Consider the following 17,615-nt stretch of genomic DNA (forward strand, 5'->3'; position numbering starts at 1 on the left):
ACTCAGGCTAGGAGAACCCGTGTTCCGTCATCTACGCACCGCCTCCCGGGGCCGCAGACCGCTCGCGGTCGCGATGGTCGCCGGGGCGGCCGCGTCGCTGCTGACCGCGAGCCCCTCGCAGGCGGCGGCCACCGCCCTGCCCACCGGCTTTTCCACGCTCACCAACGCGGCCAGCGGCAAGTGTCTGGACGCCAGGTCGGCCGCCACCACGAACGGCACGGCCGTGCAGCAGTACACCTGCAACGGCAGCACGGCCCAGCAGTGGAGCTTCACGACCACCACGGACGGCTACGTCAGCATCAACAACGGCAACAACACCAGCCAGGTCGTCGACGTCACCGGTGTCTCCACGGCCGACAACGCGCTGGCCCAGCTGTGGACCTACGGCGGCGGCACCAACCAGCAGTGGCTGCCGGTCGACGAGGGCGGCGGCGCGTACCACTTCGTCAACCGCAACAGCGGCAAGTGCCTGGACGACCCGGCCGCTTCCACCGCCGACAGCGTGCAGCTGGTGCAGTACACCTGCAACGGCAGTGCCGCCCAGCGCTTCCAGGTGGCCGCCGTGAACCCGCCGTCGTCCGGCAACCCCGACCTCGGCCCGAACGTGGTCGTCTTCGACCCGTCGATGTCGGCGTCGACGATCCAGAGCCGCGTCAACACGATCTTCTCGCAGCAGGAGACGAACCAGTTCGGCTCCCAGCGCTACGCGGTCATGTTCAAGCCGGGCACCTACAGCGCCAACGTCAACGTCGGCTTCTACACCCAGGTGCTGGGCCTCGGTCTGACCCCGGACGCGGTCAACATCAACGGCGCGGTGCACGCCGAGGCCGACTGGTTCCAGGGCAACGCCACGCAGAACTTCTGGCGCGGCGCGGAGAACCTCTCCGTCACCCCGACCGGCGGCTCCGACCGCTGGGCGGTCTCGCAGGCGGCGGCCTACCGGCGGATGCACCTGCGCGGCAACCTCGCGCTGGACGACGGCGGTTGGTCCAGCGGCGGCCTGCTCGCCGACAGCAAGATCGACGGCCAGGTCAACTCCGGCAGCCAGCAGCAGTGGCTGACCCGCAACTCGCAGCTCGGCAGCTGGACCGGCTCCAACTGGAACATGGTCTTCGTCGGCAGCCAGGGCGTCCCGGGCACCAGCTTCCCCAACCCGCCCTACACGACGGTCGCGCAGACCCCGGTCACGCGTGAGAAGCCGTTCCTGTACGTCGACAGCGCCGGCGCCTACCAGGTGTTCGTACCGTCGCTGCGCTCCAACTCGACCGGGACCAGCTGGGCTTCGGGCTCGCCGGCCGGCTCGTCGCTGTCCATCGACAGCTTCTACATCGTGAAGCCGGGCGCGACCGCCGCGCAGATCAACGAGGCACTGGCGGCCGGCAAGAACCTCCTGGTGACGCCCGGTGTCTACCACCTCAACCAGACCCTCCAGGTGAACCGGCCCGACACGGTGATCCTCGGCCTCGGCCTGGCCACCCTGATCCCGGACAACGGCATCACCGCGATGAAGGTCGCGGACGTCGACGGCGTGAAGGTCGCGGGTCTGCTCTTCGACGCGGGCACCACCAACTCGCCGTCCCTGATGGAGGTCGGCCCGAGCGGCTCCTCCGCCACCCACACCGCCGACCCGACCTCGCTGCACGACGTGTACTTCCGCGTCGGCGGCGCGGGCGTCGGCAAGGCGACCAACAGCCTGATCGTCAACAGCGACAACGTGATCGGCGACCACATGTGGATCTGGCGCGCCGACCACGGCTCGGGCGTCGGCTGGACCAGCAACACGGCCGACAACGGCCTGACGGTCAACGGCGACAACGTGACGATGTACGGCCTGTTCGTCGAGCACTACCAGAAGTACCAGACCATCTGGAACGGCAACGGCGGGCGCACGTACTTCTACCAGAACGAGATGCCCTACGACCCACCGAACCAGGCGTCCTGGATGAACGGATCCACCCAGGGCTACGCGGCCTACAAGGTCGCCGACTCGGTCACCAGCCACCAGGCCTACGGGCTGGGCAGCTACTGCTACTTCAACGTCAACCCGGGCGTGGTGGCCGCGCGTGCCATCGAGGCGCCGACCAACTCCAACGTCCGCTTCACCAGCATGCTGACGGTGTCCCTGGGCGGTACGGGCACCATCAGCCACGTCATCAACAACACGGGAGGACCGTCCAACTCCTCCAACAACGTCGCCAACCTGACCAGCTACCCGTAACGGATCTCCCGGTCGCGGTGGTCGTAGGCTGCTGGACGAGCCTGCGACCACCGCGAGGAGATCCATCCGTTGAGCAGTTCAGCCGCCTACTACGAGCGCATCGACGACCACCGCTACAAGCCCACCCCGCACACGGGCGGCGCCTGGTCCTCCGACGAGCAGCACTTCAGCCCCCTGGGCGGCCTCATCGCCCACGCGCTGGACCGCCACATCGGCGAGCGCCCCGGGCTGCTGCTGTCCCGCATCAGCTTCGACATCCTCGGCCGTCCTGCCCTGGACGAGTGCGAGATCAGCGTCGAGACGGTCCGCCCCGGCCGCACCATCGAGCTCCTCGAAGCCGTGGTGCGGATCGCCGGACGCCCGGTGGTCCGGGCCCGCGCCTGGCTGCTCGCCGCCGTCGACACCACGGCGGTGGCGGGCGGCCCCGACGCCCGGCTCGCCCCGCCCGAGTCCCTCGAGCCGTGGAAGATGGCCGACGCCTGGCCGGGCGGCTACATCGCCTCGATCGACGTCCGCCCCCTCGCGCCGCCGCAGCCGGGCCGCACCACCGCCTGGATCTCCACCGAGCTCGACCTCGTCGCCGGCGAGCCCAGCGGCCCGCTCGCCTCCTACCTCGCCCTCGTCGACACGGCCAACGGCATCGCCGTACGGGAGTCGCCCGCCGAGTGGATGTTCCCGAACGTCGACCTCACGATCCACCTGCACCGCCAACCGGTGGGCTCCTGGACCGGTTTGGACACGACGGTCACCTTCGGCCCGACCGGCCAGGGCCTGACCAGCACGGTCCTGTACGACATCGAGGGCCCGGTCGGCCAGGCCCAGCAGCTCCTGACGGTCCGCCCACAGCCGGGACGCTGAACGGGGGCGCGCCGAGCGGGAGCGCACTGAGCTTGTCGTCTAACCAGGGGCGTTCGGCGGGGTCGCGGCAACGGTGACCTGGGCGGTCCAGGACCCGGGTTCCCGGGGCGGATCCCAGGTCACGTCGACGCGTACGTCGTGGAAGTCGTGTGCGAGTCCCACCACCATGGCCGCCGCGGCGGCCCGCGCCTCGGCGGGTCCGGCGTTGACCGGGACGTCGGCGAGGCGCCCGCAGAGCATCCCGCCTTCAACGGTGAGGACACTGTGGCGCCAGCCTTCCGGCGTCGCGAGCAGGACGATGCCCTTCGGCATACCGCAGGGAGGTCGCCTCTTCTTCTCCCGCTTTCGTCTCACCATGGAGCCATCCAACCTCGTCGGCTTCCCGACCGTTCAGGCGGGCGGAGCTTCAGGTGCCGCGGCGAGGCTTGGTGCCGACTCTGTGGTGGGCGGGACGGTTTCGGTGCACCAGCCGGGGAGCCGGTCTTGGCGTGCAGGTTCCTGAACACTCTGCGGACGCGGCCGGGCGTGAGCCTGTTCGGCTCGGTCGTCGCACCCTCAAATCGCCATCGTCTGGGCCGACTCCGCCTGTGCCGGAAAGCTGGTGACCTGGGTCAAGACCTACCTCGACCTCACCATCAAGACCGTCCGCCGCCCGCCGCGACGTCACCCCGGACTACCTGGCGCAGGTGGCCTGACAGCCCGTCCGGGCTCCGATGCACCTCCGCAGTCACATCGGTTCCGGCCGGCCCCGCCCTGCATGTTGACCGCGCGCCACACCAGGAGGCTAAAGTACTAGGCAACTAGGTAAATGGAGGAACTGGTGATTGAGTTCCACCTGAACGACCGGTCCGGCCTGTCCCCCTATCAGCAGCTGGTCCAGCAGGTACGCCACGCGTTGCGGCTGGGTCTGCTGGAGGAGGGGGACCGGCTCCCCACGGTCAAGGAGGTGGCCCGGCAGGTGGCGGTCAATCCGAACACCGTGCTCAAGGCGTACCGCGAGCTGGAGCTCGAGGGGTTGGTGGCCGCCCGGCCGGGGGTGGGGACGTTCGTGACCCGGACGCTGGCCGACGCCTCGCTCGCCGCACATGGCGCGCTCCAAAAAGACCTGCGGCGCTGGCTGGCCAAGGCCCGCCTGGCCGGCCTCGACGACGAGTCGATCGAGGCCCTGTTCACGACCACCTTTCGGACCGCCGCTGGAGAGGACGTAGCGTGAGCGCCGTCTTACGGGCCCAGGCCCTGGGCAAGAGATACAAGCAGCGCTGGGCGCTGCAGAACTGCGACCTGGACGTGCCCGCCGGGCGGGTCGTCGGCCTGGTCGGGCCCAACGGGGCAGGCAAATCCACCTTGTTGAACCTCGCCTCCGGCATGCTGACGCCGACCACCGGAACGATCGAGGTGTGCGGCGGCCGTCCCGCCACCGGCCCCGCGCAGCTGGCCAAGGTCGGCTTCGTCGCCCAGGACACCCCGACGTATGCCGCCCTGAGCGTCGCCGACCATCTACGGATGGGCGCCCGCCTCAACCCCGGCTGGGACGATGCCCTGGCCCGCGAGCGGATCCGGCGGCTCGGTCTGGACCTCGGGCAAAGGGCCGGGAGGCTGTCCGGCGGCCAGCGCGCGCAGCTCGCTCTCACCCTGGGCATCGCCAAGCGGCCCGAGCTGCTCATCCTGGATGAGCCGGTCGCGGCCCTGGACCCGCTCGCCCGGCGGGAGTTCATGCAGGACCTGATGGAGGCCGTGGCCGAGCACGAGCTGAGCGTCGTGCTCTCCTCCCACCTGGTCTCCGACGTGGAGCGGGCCTGCGACTACGTCATCGTCCTGGTCGGCTCCCGGGTGCAGGTGGCCGGAGATATCGACGACCTGGTCGCCTGCCACCACCGGCTCACCGGACCGCGCCGCGACACGGACACGCTCCCGGCCGGACAGCACGTCATCACCGCCAGCCACACCGACCGGCAGACCACCCTCCTGGTGCGCACGGACACCGCGGTCCACGATCCGTCCTGGACCGTCAGCCCGCTCGGTCTGGAAGACATCGTCCTGGCCTACATGGCCCGGCCCGCCGATGCGGTACGCGACACCCGGCCCGCACTGGAGGTCCTTCGATGATCTGGCTGACCTGGCGCCAGTTCCGCACCCAGGCCGCCGTGGTGTTCGCCGCGGTGGCTGCCCTCGCCGCCGCTCTCGCGGTCACCGGCCCGCAGCTGGCCGACCTCTACCGAACCGCCGGCAGCAGCCTGGTGGACCAGGTCTCCAGTTCGGACCAGAGCGTCTACTACGCCGGACTGCTGGTCGTGCTCGCCGTGCCGCCGGTCATCGGGATGTTCTGGGGCGCGCCGCTGATCTCCCGTGAACTGGAGACCGGCACCCACTACCTCGCCTGGAACCAGGGCGTCACGCGTACGCGCTGGCTGGCGACCAAGCTGAGCCTCGGTGCGGCGGCCTCCATGACCGCCGCCGGGCTGACCAGCCTCGCGGTGAGCTGGTGGAGCAGCCCCATCGACCGGGCTGTCAACGGCGGTGGCGCGACGGACACGTACTTCCCGCGGCTCGACCCCGTCGCCTTCGCCGCACGGGGTGTCGTCCCCATGGCCTATGCCGCCTTCGCCTTCGTCCTGGGCATCGCCCTCGGCCTGGTCATCCGCCGCACCCTGCCCGCGATGGCCACCACGCTCGTCGTCTACGCCGCCGTCCAGATCTCCGTGCCGTTGTGGCTTCGGCCCCATCTGGCCGCTACGGAGCGGACCACCGTGCCGATCGAGCCCGGCGGCGTCCCCATCAGCATCCAGGAGGGCGCCAAACAGATTGTCACGCACCCCGAAGTGCCTGGGGCCTGGGTCACCTCCCAACAGACATTGAACGCCGCCGGTCAGCCGGTCTCCGTGCCGTCGTCCTTCGCCGACTGCCTGCGCACCGAGTCGGGGCCGCCCACTCTGCAGCAATACGACCGCTGCCTCGCCGACCTCGGCGCCCGGGGCTACCAGCAGCAGGTGACCTACCATCCCGCCGGCAATTTCTGGGCCCTTCAATGGGCCGAGACCGGGCTCTACCTTGGCCTCGCCTCGGCCCTGGCCGGTTTCTGCGCCTGGTGGATCCGCCGCCGACTGACCTGACCAGGCAGCAGGAGCGGAGCGCGACGCCGGACCGCTGAAGCAGGTACGAGGGGTGGCCGGGATCCGGATCCGGCCGCCCCTCCCTGTGTTTCACAGGGTCGCGTGTCATCGAACACGAGGACGCCAGTCCTGGCGTGACTGGTTCAGACACAGGCTCTGTGAGGCTTTTGCCTCTGAGGCAACTCAGGGTGTCCGTATCCCCACCCACCGTGAGGACCACGTAACTCCGCTTTATTCCGGATGACTTGGACCGGTAACGGCCGGTGGCTGAAGTGGGTCCCACAGGCAGCGTCGAGGTGTAAAGACCTCGGCGCCTCGCGTGGGAGGGATGTCATGCCCGAGACCTACCCCGAGACCTACTTCGACACGCGCCGGCTCGCCGGTGCCCACTTCCCGGTCGCCGTCATCGGCGGCGGCCAGGCCGGCCTCTCGGTCAGCCACTGCCTGCGCGAACGCGGCATCGAGCACGTCGTCGTCGAGGCGAACCGGGTCGGGCACGAGTGGCGCAGCCGCCGCTGGGACTCCTTCTGTCTGGTCACCCCCAACTGGCAGTGCAGGCTGCCCGGTTACCCCTACCGGGGCGACGACCCCAACGGCTTCATGGTGCGCGAGGAGATAGTGCGCTACCTGGAGGGATACGTCGCCCACTTCCGGCCTCCGCTGGTGGAGGGCGTGTCGGTCACCCGGGTGCGCAGGCCGGCCGGCGGGACGTACGAACTGGCCACGACCGCGGGCGACTTCACCGCCGAGCAGGTCGTCGTGGCGACCGGCCCCTACCACCGCCCGAAGATCCCGCGCGCCGCCGAGCGGCTGCCCGGCGGGATCGAGCAGGTCCACTCCTCCGCCTACCGCAGCCCCGGTCAACTCCCCGACGGGGCCGTCCTGGTGGTGGGCACGGGTCAGTCCGGCTGCCAGATCGCCGAGGACCTGCACCTCGCGGGCCGGCAGGTGCACCTGGCGGTCGGCAGCGCCCCGCGCGTGGCCCGCTTCTACCGCGGCCGGGACTGCGTGGCCTGGCTGGACGAGATGGGCCACTACACCCGGTCCATCGACGAGTTCGACGACGCGGGCGCGGTGCGCATGCGGGTCAACCACTACGTCACCGGGCGGGACGGCGGCCGGGACATCGACCTGCGCGCCTTCGCGAAGGGCGGCATGCGGCTGCATGGCCGGCTGACCTCGGTCGACGGCCCGGCCCTGGAGTTCGCCGACGACCTCAAGGCCAATCTCGACCACGCGGACGCCGTGGCGGAGGGCATCAAGGACGCCATCGACGCCCACATCGCGGCCCACGGCATCGACGCCCCGACCGAGCCCCGCTACACGCCGGTGTGGGAACCGGACGGCCAGGCAGGCGAGTTGGACCTGGTCGAGGCGGGCGTCACCTCCGTCGTCTGGGCGACCGGCTTCGCCCGCGACCACCGCTGGATCGAGATCCCCGCCTTCGACGGGCGCGGCTACCCGATGCACTGGCGCGGTGTCACCAGCGTGCCGGGGCTGTACTTCGTGGGCCTGCCCTGGCAGCACTCGTGGGGCTCGGGACGGTTCGAAGCGGTGGGCAGGGACGCCGAGTTCATCGCCGGGCACATCGACGCGGGCCGCCGCCTCGCCGACGTCTGCGGCACCCTCACCGGTGCCCCGACCCGGGTCGCCGCCGCGGTACCGGTGGGCTGAGCCATGGTGTACGACGCCCACCGCCACATCGGCGTGCTGCCCGCCTTCCCCTTCTACGGCGGCCCGCCGGTGCACCCCGACACCACCGCCCGCGCCACGGTCAAGCAGCTGCTCGCCGACCTGGACGCGGAGGGCACCGAACGCGCCCTGGTCATCCCCAACTACGGCGTCCCGGACCCCGAGATCGCCTTCTCCTTCAATGAGTTGGCGATCGAGGCGGCCCAGACCGACGACCGCATCCGCGCCGGACTCTGGGTCTCCCCGCGCCCCGAGGACGCCCACCGCACGGACCTGGCCCTCGGGCTCGCGGGCGAACGCGGGGTACGGGCCCTGAAGTTGAGCTTCCTGCTCGGCGGCCGGCCCACCGACCCGGCCTGCCGCCCCCAACTCGACCGCATCTTCGCCGTCGCCGCCCGCCACGACCTGGTCGTCCACGTCCACACCTCCCCCGGCGCCGCCTCCGACATCGACGAGGTCGGCCACCTCGTGGACTGGTACGCCGATCAGGTCGCCGTCCATCTCGTGCACTTCGGCGGCGGGATGAGCGGCCACATCAAGCTCGCCGGGTCCCGCTTCTTCGACTGGATCGCGGCCGGCAAGCGCGTCTACACCGACCTCTCCTGGGCCATCGGGTTCCTGCCGTACTGGCTGGCCCGGGAGATCGAGCACCGCGGCCTCGGCCACGACCGCGTGCTCTTCGCCAGCGACCAGCCCTGGGGCGACTTCACCGGCGAGTACGCCCGGATGACCGCCGCGACCGGCGGTGGCGAACTCGGCGACCGGGTCTTCCGGGACACGTTCGCCACGCTCTACGACTGACCCTTCCCGCAGCTCCGACCCGTCCTTCACCTCCCGTACGCGCAAGGAGACAGCCATGTCCGAAACCGTCGAACTCAGCGAGATCGAGCAGAAGTCCCTCACCGAGATCCCGCACCCGTCGCTGCCCGAGGGCACCAGCATCTACGGCGCGACCAAGGTCTTCCCCGACTACAAGGCGGAGGACGGCGAGACCTACTTCACGCTCGTCCACGGCATCGCCCACGAGTCGTCGGTGTCCTTCGTCGCCGTGCTCCAGGCGACCCGCGCACTGCGCAAGGGCTTCGAGACGGCCATCTACTTCTACGGTCCCGGCTCCCTCAACTGCCTTGCCACCCGCGGCTTCCCGACCACCGGCACCTCCGCCTTCCCCGGCGAGCACAACATCAACAACCAGCTCAAGACGTTCATCGCCGAGGGCGGCAAGGTGTTCTGCTGCCGCTTCGGCCTCTCGCTGCACGGCGCCCGCGAGGAGGACCTCATCGAGGGCGTCATCCCCACCCATCCGCTGGACGTCCAGGACGCGCTGATCCACTACGCGCGCAAGGGCGCCATCATCAACTCGACCTACCAGCTGTAGGGGGCACCCCGTGAGCGTTGGCACCGGATCGACCAGTACGGCCGTGGACGTCCGCATCCTGACCCGCGCCGAACTCGCCCTGCGCGGAGTGGCGTTGGACGCTCCCGTACGGCGCCCCGACGGCGCGGGCCCGAGCGACGACGGGCACATGGTCGTCGACGGTGCCAACGCCGCCCTCCCCACCAACCCGGCCAGCCCCTACCGCGTCCGCGACGGCAGGGTGTGGCTAGGCGAGGAGGACACGGGCCTGACCCTGACCGCCGTGCGCCGCCCGAAGTTCTACGACCTGACGACCGCCGACGGCATCCCCTACGAGCACATCGCCCGCCTGCACGGCGCCGACGTCCTCGCCACCACCGTCGTGCAGACCTGTATCCGCTACGCCGAGTCCGACCGCTGCCGCTTCTGCACCATCGAGGAGTCGCTGCGCGCCGGGGCCACGGTGGCCGCCAAGACCCCGGCGCAGCTCGCCGAAGTGGCGGAAGCGGCGGTGCGGTTGGACGGTGTCCAGCAGATGGTGATGACCACCGGCACGACGACCGGGCCCGACCGCGGCGCCCGCACCCTCGTACGGTCGGTGCGCGCCGTCCTCGAAGCCGTGCCCGAACTCCCCGTGCAGGTGCAGTGCGAACCACCCGGTGACCTCTCCTGGATCGGCGCCCTGCACGACGCCGGAGCCACCGCGATCGGCATCCATGTCGAGTCCCTGGACGACGAGGTGCGGCAACGCTGGATGCCCGGCAAGTCGGCCGTCCCGCTGGCCGAGTACGAGGCCGCGTGGGACGAGGCGGTCCGCGTCTTCGGCCGCAACCGTGTCTCCACCTACCTGCTGATCGGCCTGGGCGAGGATCCCGACGAACTCATAGCCGGCGCAGGCAAGTTGATCGACCGGGGCGTCTACCCCTTCGTCGTCCCCTTCCGCCCCATGCGCGGCACCCTCGCAGCCCGGGACGGCATCCCCGCGCCGAGCGCGGAGCTGCTGCGGTACGTCACCGAGGGCGTCGCCACGAAGCTGGTCGCCGCCGGGATGAGCGGCGCCGACCAGAAGGCGGGGTGCGCGGCCTGCGGGGCGTGCAGTGTGCTCAAGACGGCGGGCGGGTGAGGAAGATGTATCTCGACGGATCCTCGGCGGCGCCGGTACGGGACGAGCCCTTCGACGTCCTGGCCCTGCTCGGCGACCGCAGCACGCTGGCCCGCCGACCCGCATTTCACATCGAACAGGCCGACGGTCGGGCCGAGTTGACGGCCTACCGGCGACTGCGCCGGGACGTCTTCGTCGTCGAGCAGGGGCTGTTCGCCCACGACGACGCCGACGACCGCGACCTCGACCCGCGCACGGTCGTCCTGGTCGCCAGGGCGCCCGACGGCACCGTGGTCGGCGGCGTGCGGCTCGGGCCGGTCGACGACGGGCCCGACATCGGCTGGTGGCAGGGCGGCCGGCTGGTCGTCTCGGCGCACGCCCGCGGCCCACACGGCATCGGCGCCGCCCTGGTGCGGGCCGCCTGCGCGCGGGCCGAGTCCGAGGGCGCCCTGCGCTTCGACGCGACCGTCCAGGCCCGCAACGAGCTGCTGTTCCGCCGGCTGGGCTGGCGGTCCGTGCGGGCGACCGAGGTCGCGGGCGCGCCGCACATCGTGATGCGGTGGCCGATCGGACGCGTCGCGGCGCAGGCCGCGGCCACCAAGTCCGCGCTCGGACCGCTCCTTTCGACCCTCTCCCCCGGTGGCACCGGTTTCGTCGGCGACGACGGCGCCCCCGTCCCCACCACCGACGTGATCGCCGCGTGCGACGCGATCGTGCCGTCGATGGTCGAGCGCGACCCGGAGTGGGCGGGCTGGTGCGCGGTCCTGGTCAACGTCAACGACCTCGCGGCGATGGGTGCTTCACCGCTCGGCCTGCTGGACGCGGTGGGCGCGCGGGACGCGTCCCATGCCGCGCGGGTACTGGCCGGACTGAGCAGGGCGGCACGGGCGTACGACCTCCCGGTCCTCGGCGGGCACACCCAACTCGGCGTCCCCGCCGCCCTGTCGGTGACCGCCCTGGGCCGCACCGCGCACCCCGTGCCGGGCGGTGGGGGTCGCCCCGGGCACGCGGTACGGCTGACGGCCGACCTGGCCGGCGGCTGGCGAGCGGGCTACCGGGGCCGTCAATGGGACTCGACGAGCCACCGCCGTACGCCCGAACTCCGCGCCATGACAGGGGCGGTGGCCGCCGCTCGTCCTGCTGCCGCGAAGGACGTGTCGATGGCCGGGATCGCCGGCACCCTCGGGATGCTCGCCGAGGCGAGCGGGTGCCGGGCAGTGCTCGACGTGGCCGCGGTGCCACGCCCGTCGGAGGCCTCGACGGGCGACTGGCTGACCTGCTTCCCCGGCTACGCGATGCTCACCGCGGACGCGCCGGGCCGCCCGCCACTGGCCGCGGGACCGGCCGTCGGTGCCGTCTGCGGGGAGTTGACCGAGGGACAAGGCGTCGGACTGCGCTGGCCCGACGGAGAGATCACCGAAGCGGTCACCTCCACCGTGACCGGGATGGGAGCCGCATGAGCACGCTGCGCATGGCCGCCGTGGCCGCCGAGTTCGGCCGCGACCTGGAGGAGGACTTCGCGATCGCCGAGCGCCTGATCAAGGAGGCGCGGGAGGCGGGCGTACGACTGCTGGCGCTGCCCGAGGCCTGTCTGGGCGGTTATCTGCTGAGCCTGGACGACGGGGCCGAACTGGACGAGGGGCCACCGGCGTTGGCGCTCGACGGCCCGGAGATCCGCCGACTGGCCGCGCTGGCGGGCGAGTTGACGGTGGTCGCCGGCTACTGCGAGGCGGATCCGGACGGCAACCGCTACAACAGCGTCGTCTGCGTGCACGGCGACGGCGTCCTGGGCAACCACCGCAAGGTGCACCAGCCGTTGAGCGAGGACGCCAGCTACTCGTCGGGCGACCGCTTCCACGCCTTCGACACACCGGTCGGGCGGCTCGGCATGATGATCTGCTACGACAAGGCGTTCCCGGAGTCCGCACGGGCGTTGGCGCTGGACGGCGCGGAGATCGGCGTCTGTGTGTCGGCCTGGCCGGGCGCCCGCACGAACGCGACGGCGGACCTGGCCGAGGACCGCTGGAAGCGCCGTTTCGACCTCTTCGACCGGGCCAGGGCGCTGGAGAACCAGATCGTGTGGCTGTCGGCGAACCAGTCCGGCACCTTCGGCTCGCTACGCTTCGTCGGCAGCGCCAAGGTCGTCGACCCGGGCGGCGAGATCCTGGCCGACACCGGCGTCGGCGCGGGCGTGGCGATCGCCGAACTGGACGTCGTACAAGCCCTGGAGACCGCTCGCCGGTCGATGGGTCACCTGCGCGACCGGCGTCCGGAGACCTACACACCCGCGGGAGCAGTCACCGTATGAGCACCGTCCGGATCGCGGCCGTGGCCGCCCACTTCGGCCGCGACCTGGAGTTCGACCTGGCGAGGATCGCCAAACTCATCGACGACGCACGGGCGTCGGGCGCCGGCCTGCTGGTCCTGCCGGACGCGGCACTGGGCGGCTACCTGGCGGACCTGCGCCACCCGGACCCCGAAGCCCTGCCCCCAGCCCTCAAGCCGGACGACCCGCTCCTCCTCCAAGTCGCCCGCCTGGCCGCCGAGATGGTGGTCTGCGTCGGCTACTGCGAGGACGGCGGCACCGAGCGCTACAACGCCGCGGTCTGTGTCTCCGGCGACGGCGTCCTCGGCCGCCACCGCAAGGTCCACCTCCCGGCGGGCGAGGTCGCGGCCTACTCCCCCGGCGACCGCTTCGACGCCTTCGACACCCCGGTGGGGCGCGTGGGCATGCTGATCGACTACGACAAGACCTTCCCGGAGTCGGCGCGTTCACTGGCGCTGGACGGAGCGGAGATCCTGGCGTGCCTCTCCGCGTGGCCGACCAGCATCACCAACCGCGCACCCCGCATGGCCCAGGACCGCCAGGCCAAGCTCTTCGACCTCTACGACCAGTCCCGCGCCGCCGAGAACCAGGTCGTCCTCGCCTCCTCCAACCAGACCGGCGCGATGGGCGGCATGCGCTTCCTCGGCCAGGCCAAGGTGGTCGGCCCCGGCGGCGACATCCTCGCCCGCACCTGGTCCAAGGCGGGTCTCGCGGTGGCCGAGATCGACATCGCGGCGGAGATCGACCGGGCACGACGGGTGCTGCGGCATCTGGACGAGCGGCGGCCGGGGGCGTATCGGGGATGCGCGATTGACTAGCTGTCGAGCGGGCGCAGCGGGTGCTGCGGCATCCGGACGACCGGCGGCCGGCGGCGTATCCGGGGGTGCGCGATTGACTGGCTGGAGCGGGCGGACCGGTTGGAGCGGGCGGACCGGCTCGAGGGGTCGGGTACGCGTGGGCATGGGTGCGGTGCGGGAGCGCGCCGGGGCGGGCGCGGTCGTTCCGAAGACGGGGACCAGGACGGACGGGGTCGTTGCGAAGGCGCGCGCCCGGGCGGTCACGCTCGCTTCGGGTGAGCACGTCCGGGTTCACACCACCGCCCCACGGACCCGGACAGGCGAGGTCGCCCGGAAGGCGCGGACCCAGGCGGGCGAGGTCGACCAGAAAGCGCGCGCCCGGGCGGACACGATCACCCCGAGCCCACACACCCGGGCGCCCACCACTGCCCCGAGGGAGCACGCCCGATGAAGATCGCCCTGCTCAGCTACTCCACCAAGCCGCGCGGCGGGGTCGTGCACACCCTCGCCCTCGCGGAGGCGCTGGCCGCGCTGGGCGAGGACGTCACGGTATGGACGCTCGGCCGGGGCGGGGACCAGGGGTTCTTCCGGCCGGTGGACGCGCGGGTACGGCTGCGGATCGTGCCGTTCCCGGACGGTCCCGCCGGTGAGTCGACCGGCGCCCGCATCCTGCGCTCCATCGCCACCCTCCGCGCGGCCTTCGACCCCGCCCCCTACGACGTCGTGCACGCCCAGGACTGCATCAGCGCCAACGCGGTGCACGGCCGCTGCGTCCGCACGGTCCACCACCTCGACCGGTTCACCACCCCCGAACTGGCCGCCTGCCACGAACGCGCGATCGTCGAACCCCACGCCCACATCTGCGTGTCGGCGTCCGTCGCGGCCGAACTCGCCGAAGGCTGGGGCATCCAGGCGACCGTCATCCCCAACGGCGTCGCGTACGACCGCTTCGCCGCCGCGGCCCGGGACCCGGCGGGCATCTCCAACTGGCGCCGCCGCCTCGGCCGTTACATCCTCACGGTCGGCGGCATCGAACCCCGCAAGGGCTCCCTGGACCTGCTGGAGGCGTACGCACTGCTGCGCGCCCGGCATCCCGACGTACGGCTGGTGATCGCGGGCGGCGAGACCCTCTTCGACTACCGCGACTACCGGGCCCGCTGGGAGACGCGGGCGGCCGAACTCGGCGTAGAACCAGTGGTGTTGGGCCCGGTTCCGGACCCCGACCTGCCCACCCTCGTGGCCGCCGCCGACGCCTTCGCCTTCCCGTCGCTCAAGGAGGGCTTCGGGCTCGCGGCGATGGAGGCACTGGCGGCGGGCGTACCGCTGGTGGTGCGTGATCTGCCGGTGCTGCGGGAGGTGTTCGACGGGGCGGCCCGATTCGCGGGCACGGCACGGGAGTTGGCGGAGGAGTTGGAGCGGGCGCTCGCGGACGACGAGGGGACCGCACGGCGGGAGTCGGGACGGCGGGAATCGGGACGGCGGGAATCGGGACGGCGGCTGGCCGCGCGGCACACGTGGGAGACGGCCGCCCGGGGTCACGTCGCCTTCTATCGCGCCCAGGAGGAGAACCGCCCCAGGAATGCGGGTCGCTCGAAGGAGGAGGCGCACTAGTACGGCGGTACTAATCCCCGGCCGCCGATTCGGTCCCGCAGGGGGCAGGAAGTGCGCGAACCCGCTCCTAGCTTGAGATCAAGGGCTGATCAGGCCCTCGCTCACGCAATTGATCTCTTCACCTGCTGGGAGTAACCCGTGGCCACCTTCCTGTACCGACTGGGACGGCTCGCCTTCCGGCGGCGACGCGTCGTCCTGATGTTGTGGATCGCCGTCCTGGCCGCCGTGGGCATCGGCGCCACGAGTTCCACCGGCTCCTCCACCGACAGCTTCACGGTGCCCGGCACCCAGTCCCAGCAGGCCATCGACCTGCTGGAGAAGGAGTTCCCGCAGGCCTCCGCGTCCGGCGCGAGCGCCCGCGTGGTCTTCGAGGCCCCCGCAGGACAGAAGCTCACCTCCACCGCCAACAAGGCCGAAGTCACCTCGCTGCTGGCCGAGTTGAAGGCGTCGCCCCAGGTGGCGAACGTCTCCGACCCGTACACCGGCGGGCTGGTCAGCAGGTCGGGCTCGATCGCGTACACGCAGGTGACGTACAAGGTCGCCAAGTCCGACCTCGACACCGCCGCGCACGACGCCCTGGACAAGGTCGCCGCCGAGGGCGAGAAGGCCGGGCTGACGGTCAGCATGGGCGGTGACGCCGTACAGGAGAAGGCGGCCAGCAAGGCTGCCGAACTGATCGGTCTCGCCGTCGCCGCGGTCGCCCTGGTGATCACCTTCGGCTCGCTGATCGCGGCCGGACTGCCACTGCTGACCGCGATCCTCGGCGTGGGCATGGCCGTCATGTGCATCACCATCGCCACCGCGTTCGTGGACATGTCCTCGGCCTCCTCGACCCTGGCCCTGATGCTGGGCCTGGCGGTGGCCATCGACTACGCGCTGTTCATCGTCTCCCGCTACCGCAGCGAGATCCGCGAGGGCCACGAACCGGAGGAGGCGGTCGGACGCGCCCTGGGCACGGCGGGCTCCGCGGTCGTCTTCGCCGGACTCACCGTCATGATCGCGCTGGCGGGCCTGAGCGTCATCGGCGTGAAGATGCTGACGTCGATGGGCCTGGCCTCGGCGTTCGCGGTCGCCGTCGCCGTCGTGATCGCGCTGACCCTGCTGCCCGCGCTGCTGGGCTTCGCCGGTACGCGGATCATGAAGGCGCCGCTCCTCAGCCGCCGTATGCGCGCCCTGGAGGAGCGCGGCGAGGGCGAGGCGATGGGCGTGCGCTGGGCGCGCTTCGTCACCCGTAATCCGGTCAAGGTCCTCGCGGTCTCGGTGCTCGGCCTGGGCCTGCTGGCCATCCCGGTCACCTCGCTGCGGCTGGCCCTGCCCGACGACTCCGTACAGACCCCGGGCAGCACCCAGCGCATCGCCTACGACACCCTCAGCAAGGGCTTCGGACCGGGCTTCAACGGGCCCCTGACCGTGGTCGTCGACGCCGGTGACAGCAAGGACCCGCAGGCCGCCGCCGCGGACGCGGTCGCCCGGATCAAGACGCTGCCGGATGTCGCGGCGGTGCGCGACGCGGTGTTCAACCAGTCCGGTGACGTGGCCCTGATCACCGCCGTCCCGAAGAGCGCGCCGAGCAGCCAGGCCACCAAGGACCTGGTCACCGACATCCGCGACCAGAACGGCCGGCTGCACCAGGACACCGGCGCCGACCTGATGGTCACCGGCACCACCGCCCTCAACATCGACGTCTCCAGCAAGCTCTCCAGCGCCCTCGTCCCCTACCTGGCGATCGTCGTCGGGCTGGCGCTGATCCTGCTCCTGCTGGTCTTCCGCTCGATCCTGGTCCCGCTCAAGGCGGCCCTCGGCTTCCTGCTCAGCGTCGGCGCCACTCTCGGCGTCGTGGTCGCCGTCTTCCAGTGGGGCTGGCTCAAGGACCTCATCGGCGTCGAGGAGACCGCGCCCATCGTGAGCGTCCTGCCCATCCTGCTGATCGGCGTGGTCTTCGGACTGGCCATGGACTACGAGGTCTTCCTGGTCACCCGGATGCGGGAGGAGTACGTCCACGGGGCCGAGCCCACCCACGCGGTGGTCCAGGGTTTCCGGCACAGCGCGCGGGTGGTCACCGCGGCGGCGGTCATCATGATCTCCGTGTTCGCCGGCTTCCTCCTCGACGACGTGGCCCTCATCAAGTCGATCGGCCTCGGCCTCGCCGCCGCCGTGTTCTTCGACGCCTTCGTGGTCCGCATGACCATCGTCCCGGCGGTGATGGCGCTGCTGGGCCACCGGGCGTGGGCACTGCCCGGGTGGCTGGACCGGGTCCTGCCGAACGTGGATGTGGAGGGGGAGAGTCTGCGGCGGGTGCTGGCCGCTGAGCAGGCGGGAGTCGTGCCCCACGTCGGCGCGTCGGTACGCCCGGCTGCGGACCCCGTGCTCGTCGGTGCGGGTGGCGACGGTGCCGGTGGCGACGCCGCCTCCGCCGACACGACCGAGCCGAAGAGCTCGGCGCTGAGGGGACTGGGGAAGAGACTGACCCGCAAGAACTGACACAACAAGAACTGGCACAACAGAACTGACGAAACCCCGCCCGCCGGTTCGTTCCCCCCGGAA

General features: G+C 71.4%; 15 protein-coding genes and 1 pseudogene. 15 read left to right on the plus strand and 1 reads right to left on the minus strand.

The window, feature by feature from the left end; all coding sequences use genetic code 11:
* Nucleotides 1-73: 73 nt before the first annotated feature.
* Nucleotides 74-2,218, plus strand: coding sequence for an RICIN domain-containing protein (locus ACWD5F_RS11580; RefSeq protein ID WP_451254105.1), 2,145 nt, complete (start codon nucleotides 74-76; stop codon nucleotides 2,216-2,218).
* A gap of 69 nt (nucleotides 2,219-2,287) precedes the next feature.
* Complete coding sequence (locus ACWD5F_RS11585; RefSeq protein WP_451253372.1) at nucleotides 2,288-3,076, plus strand: thioesterase family protein; 789 nt, start codon at nucleotides 2,288-2,290, stop codon at nucleotides 3,074-3,076.
* A gap of 39 nt (nucleotides 3,077-3,115) precedes the next feature.
* Here ACWD5F_RS11585 and ACWD5F_RS11590 read toward each other — a convergent pair whose 3' ends face one another.
* Entirely contained in the window at nucleotides 3,116-3,433 is a 318-nt protein-coding gene (locus tag ACWD5F_RS11590) for a hypothetical protein (protein ID WP_451253374.1), read from the minus strand.
* A 184-nt stretch (nucleotides 3,434-3,617) separates the two neighbouring features.
* Between ACWD5F_RS11590 and ACWD5F_RS11595 the strand changes: the two are divergent.
* The 13 genes and pseudogenes from ACWD5F_RS11595 to ACWD5F_RS11655 all read left to right on the plus strand — a co-directional run.
* Nucleotides 3,618-3,731, plus strand: a pseudogene (locus tag ACWD5F_RS11595) (IS5-like element IS4811 family transposase); the annotation flags it as partial.
* A 153-nt stretch (nucleotides 3,732-3,884) separates the two neighbouring features.
* A complete protein-coding gene (locus tag ACWD5F_RS11600; RefSeq protein ID WP_451253376.1) occupies nucleotides 3,885-4,289 on the plus strand; it encodes a GntR family transcriptional regulator in 405 nt (134 codons plus the stop codon).
* The gene (locus ACWD5F_RS11605) at nucleotides 4,286-5,182 is read left to right on the plus strand and encodes an ABC transporter ATP-binding protein (RefSeq protein WP_451253378.1); all 897 of its coding nucleotides are present in this window, start codon (nucleotides 4,286-4,288) and stop codon (nucleotides 5,180-5,182) included. The genes ACWD5F_RS11600 and ACWD5F_RS11605 overlap by 4 nt, the downstream gene beginning before the upstream one ends.
* Nucleotides 5,179-6,186: a transporter gene (locus ACWD5F_RS11610; RefSeq protein WP_451253380.1), complete on the plus strand. Its 1,008-nt coding sequence runs from the start codon at nucleotides 5,179-5,181 to the stop codon at nucleotides 6,184-6,186. Before ACWD5F_RS11605 ends, ACWD5F_RS11610 begins: the two co-directional genes overlap by 4 nt.
* Before the next feature lie 333 nt (nucleotides 6,187-6,519).
* Entirely contained in the window at nucleotides 6,520-7,860 is a 1,341-nt protein-coding gene (locus ACWD5F_RS11615) for an MSMEG_0569 family flavin-dependent oxidoreductase (protein ID WP_451253382.1), read from the plus strand.
* A gap of 3 nt (nucleotides 7,861-7,863) precedes the next feature.
* Nucleotides 7,864-8,679 (plus strand): amidohydrolase family protein, encoded by an 816-nt coding sequence (locus tag ACWD5F_RS11620; protein ID WP_451253384.1) that lies wholly within the window; start codon nucleotides 7,864-7,866, stop codon nucleotides 8,677-8,679.
* A 55-nt stretch (nucleotides 8,680-8,734) separates the two neighbouring features.
* Nucleotides 8,735-9,256 carry an MSMEG_0572/Sll0783 family nitrogen starvation response protein gene (locus ACWD5F_RS11625; RefSeq protein ID WP_280877547.1) on the plus strand — a complete coding sequence of 174 codons (522 nt, stop codon included), beginning with the start codon at nucleotides 8,735-8,737 and terminating at the stop codon, nucleotides 9,254-9,256.
* Nucleotides 9,257-9,266: 10 nt separating this feature from the next.
* Nucleotides 9,267-10,358: an MSMEG_0568 family radical SAM protein gene (locus tag ACWD5F_RS11630; protein ID WP_451253386.1), complete on the plus strand. Its 1,092-nt coding sequence runs from the start codon at nucleotides 9,267-9,269 to the stop codon at nucleotides 10,356-10,358.
* A gap of 5 nt (nucleotides 10,359-10,363) precedes the next feature.
* Nucleotides 10,364-11,797, plus strand: coding sequence for an MSMEG_0567/sll0787 family protein (locus ACWD5F_RS11635; RefSeq protein WP_451253388.1), 1,434 nt, complete (start codon nucleotides 10,364-10,366; stop codon nucleotides 11,795-11,797).
* Complete coding sequence (locus ACWD5F_RS11640) at nucleotides 11,794-12,645, plus strand: carbon-nitrogen hydrolase family protein (RefSeq protein WP_451253390.1); 852 nt, start codon at nucleotides 11,794-11,796, stop codon at nucleotides 12,643-12,645. The genes ACWD5F_RS11635 and ACWD5F_RS11640 overlap by 4 nt, the downstream gene beginning before the upstream one ends.
* A complete protein-coding gene (locus ACWD5F_RS11645) occupies nucleotides 12,642-13,481 on the plus strand; it encodes a carbon-nitrogen hydrolase family protein (RefSeq protein ID WP_451253392.1) in 840 nt (279 codons plus the stop codon). Before ACWD5F_RS11640 ends, ACWD5F_RS11645 begins: the two co-directional genes overlap by 4 nt.
* Before the next feature lie 426 nt (nucleotides 13,482-13,907).
* Nucleotides 13,908-15,071: an MSMEG_0565 family glycosyltransferase gene (locus ACWD5F_RS11650; protein WP_451253394.1), complete on the plus strand. Its 1,164-nt coding sequence runs from the start codon at nucleotides 13,908-13,910 to the stop codon at nucleotides 15,069-15,071.
* A 138-nt stretch (nucleotides 15,072-15,209) separates the two neighbouring features.
* Nucleotides 15,210-17,552: an MMPL family transporter gene (locus tag ACWD5F_RS11655; RefSeq protein ID WP_451253396.1), complete on the plus strand. Its 2,343-nt coding sequence runs from the start codon at nucleotides 15,210-15,212 to the stop codon at nucleotides 17,550-17,552.
* The last annotated feature ends 63 nt before the right edge of the window (nucleotides 17,553-17,615 follow it).

It is taken from the genome of Streptomyces sp. NPDC002499 (assembly GCF_053595415.1).

Excerpts from the sequence above, each read along its gene's own strand:
- ACWD5F_RS11580 (WP_451254105.1), top strand. The coding sequence starts at position 74 with ATGGTCGCCGGGGCGGCCGCGTCGCTGCTGACCGCGAGCCCCTCGCAG.
- ACWD5F_RS11590 (WP_451253374.1), bottom strand. The coding sequence starts at position 3,433 with ATGGTGAGACGAAAGCGGGAGAAGAAGAGGCGACCTCCCTGCGGTATG.
- ACWD5F_RS11600 (WP_451253376.1), top strand. The coding sequence starts at position 3,885 with ATGGAGGAACTGGTGATTGAGTTCCACCTGAACGACCGGTCCGGCCTG.
- ACWD5F_RS11610 (WP_451253380.1), top strand. The coding sequence starts at position 5,179 with ATGATCTGGCTGACCTGGCGCCAGTTCCGCACCCAGGCCGCCGTGGTG.
- ACWD5F_RS11615 (WP_451253382.1), top strand. The coding sequence starts at position 6,520 with ATGCCCGAGACCTACCCCGAGACCTACTTCGACACGCGCCGGCTCGCC.
- ACWD5F_RS11620 (WP_451253384.1), top strand. The coding sequence starts at position 7,864 with ATGGTGTACGACGCCCACCGCCACATCGGCGTGCTGCCCGCCTTCCCC.
- ACWD5F_RS11625 (WP_280877547.1), top strand. The coding sequence starts at position 8,735 with ATGTCCGAAACCGTCGAACTCAGCGAGATCGAGCAGAAGTCCCTCACC.
- ACWD5F_RS11635 (WP_451253388.1), top strand. The coding sequence starts at position 10,364 with ATGTATCTCGACGGATCCTCGGCGGCGCCGGTACGGGACGAGCCCTTC.
- ACWD5F_RS11640 (WP_451253390.1), top strand. The coding sequence starts at position 11,794 with ATGAGCACGCTGCGCATGGCCGCCGTGGCCGCCGAGTTCGGCCGCGAC.
- ACWD5F_RS11645 (WP_451253392.1), top strand. The coding sequence starts at position 12,642 with ATGAGCACCGTCCGGATCGCGGCCGTGGCCGCCCACTTCGGCCGCGAC.
- ACWD5F_RS11650 (WP_451253394.1), top strand. The coding sequence starts at position 13,908 with ATGAAGATCGCCCTGCTCAGCTACTCCACCAAGCCGCGCGGCGGGGTC.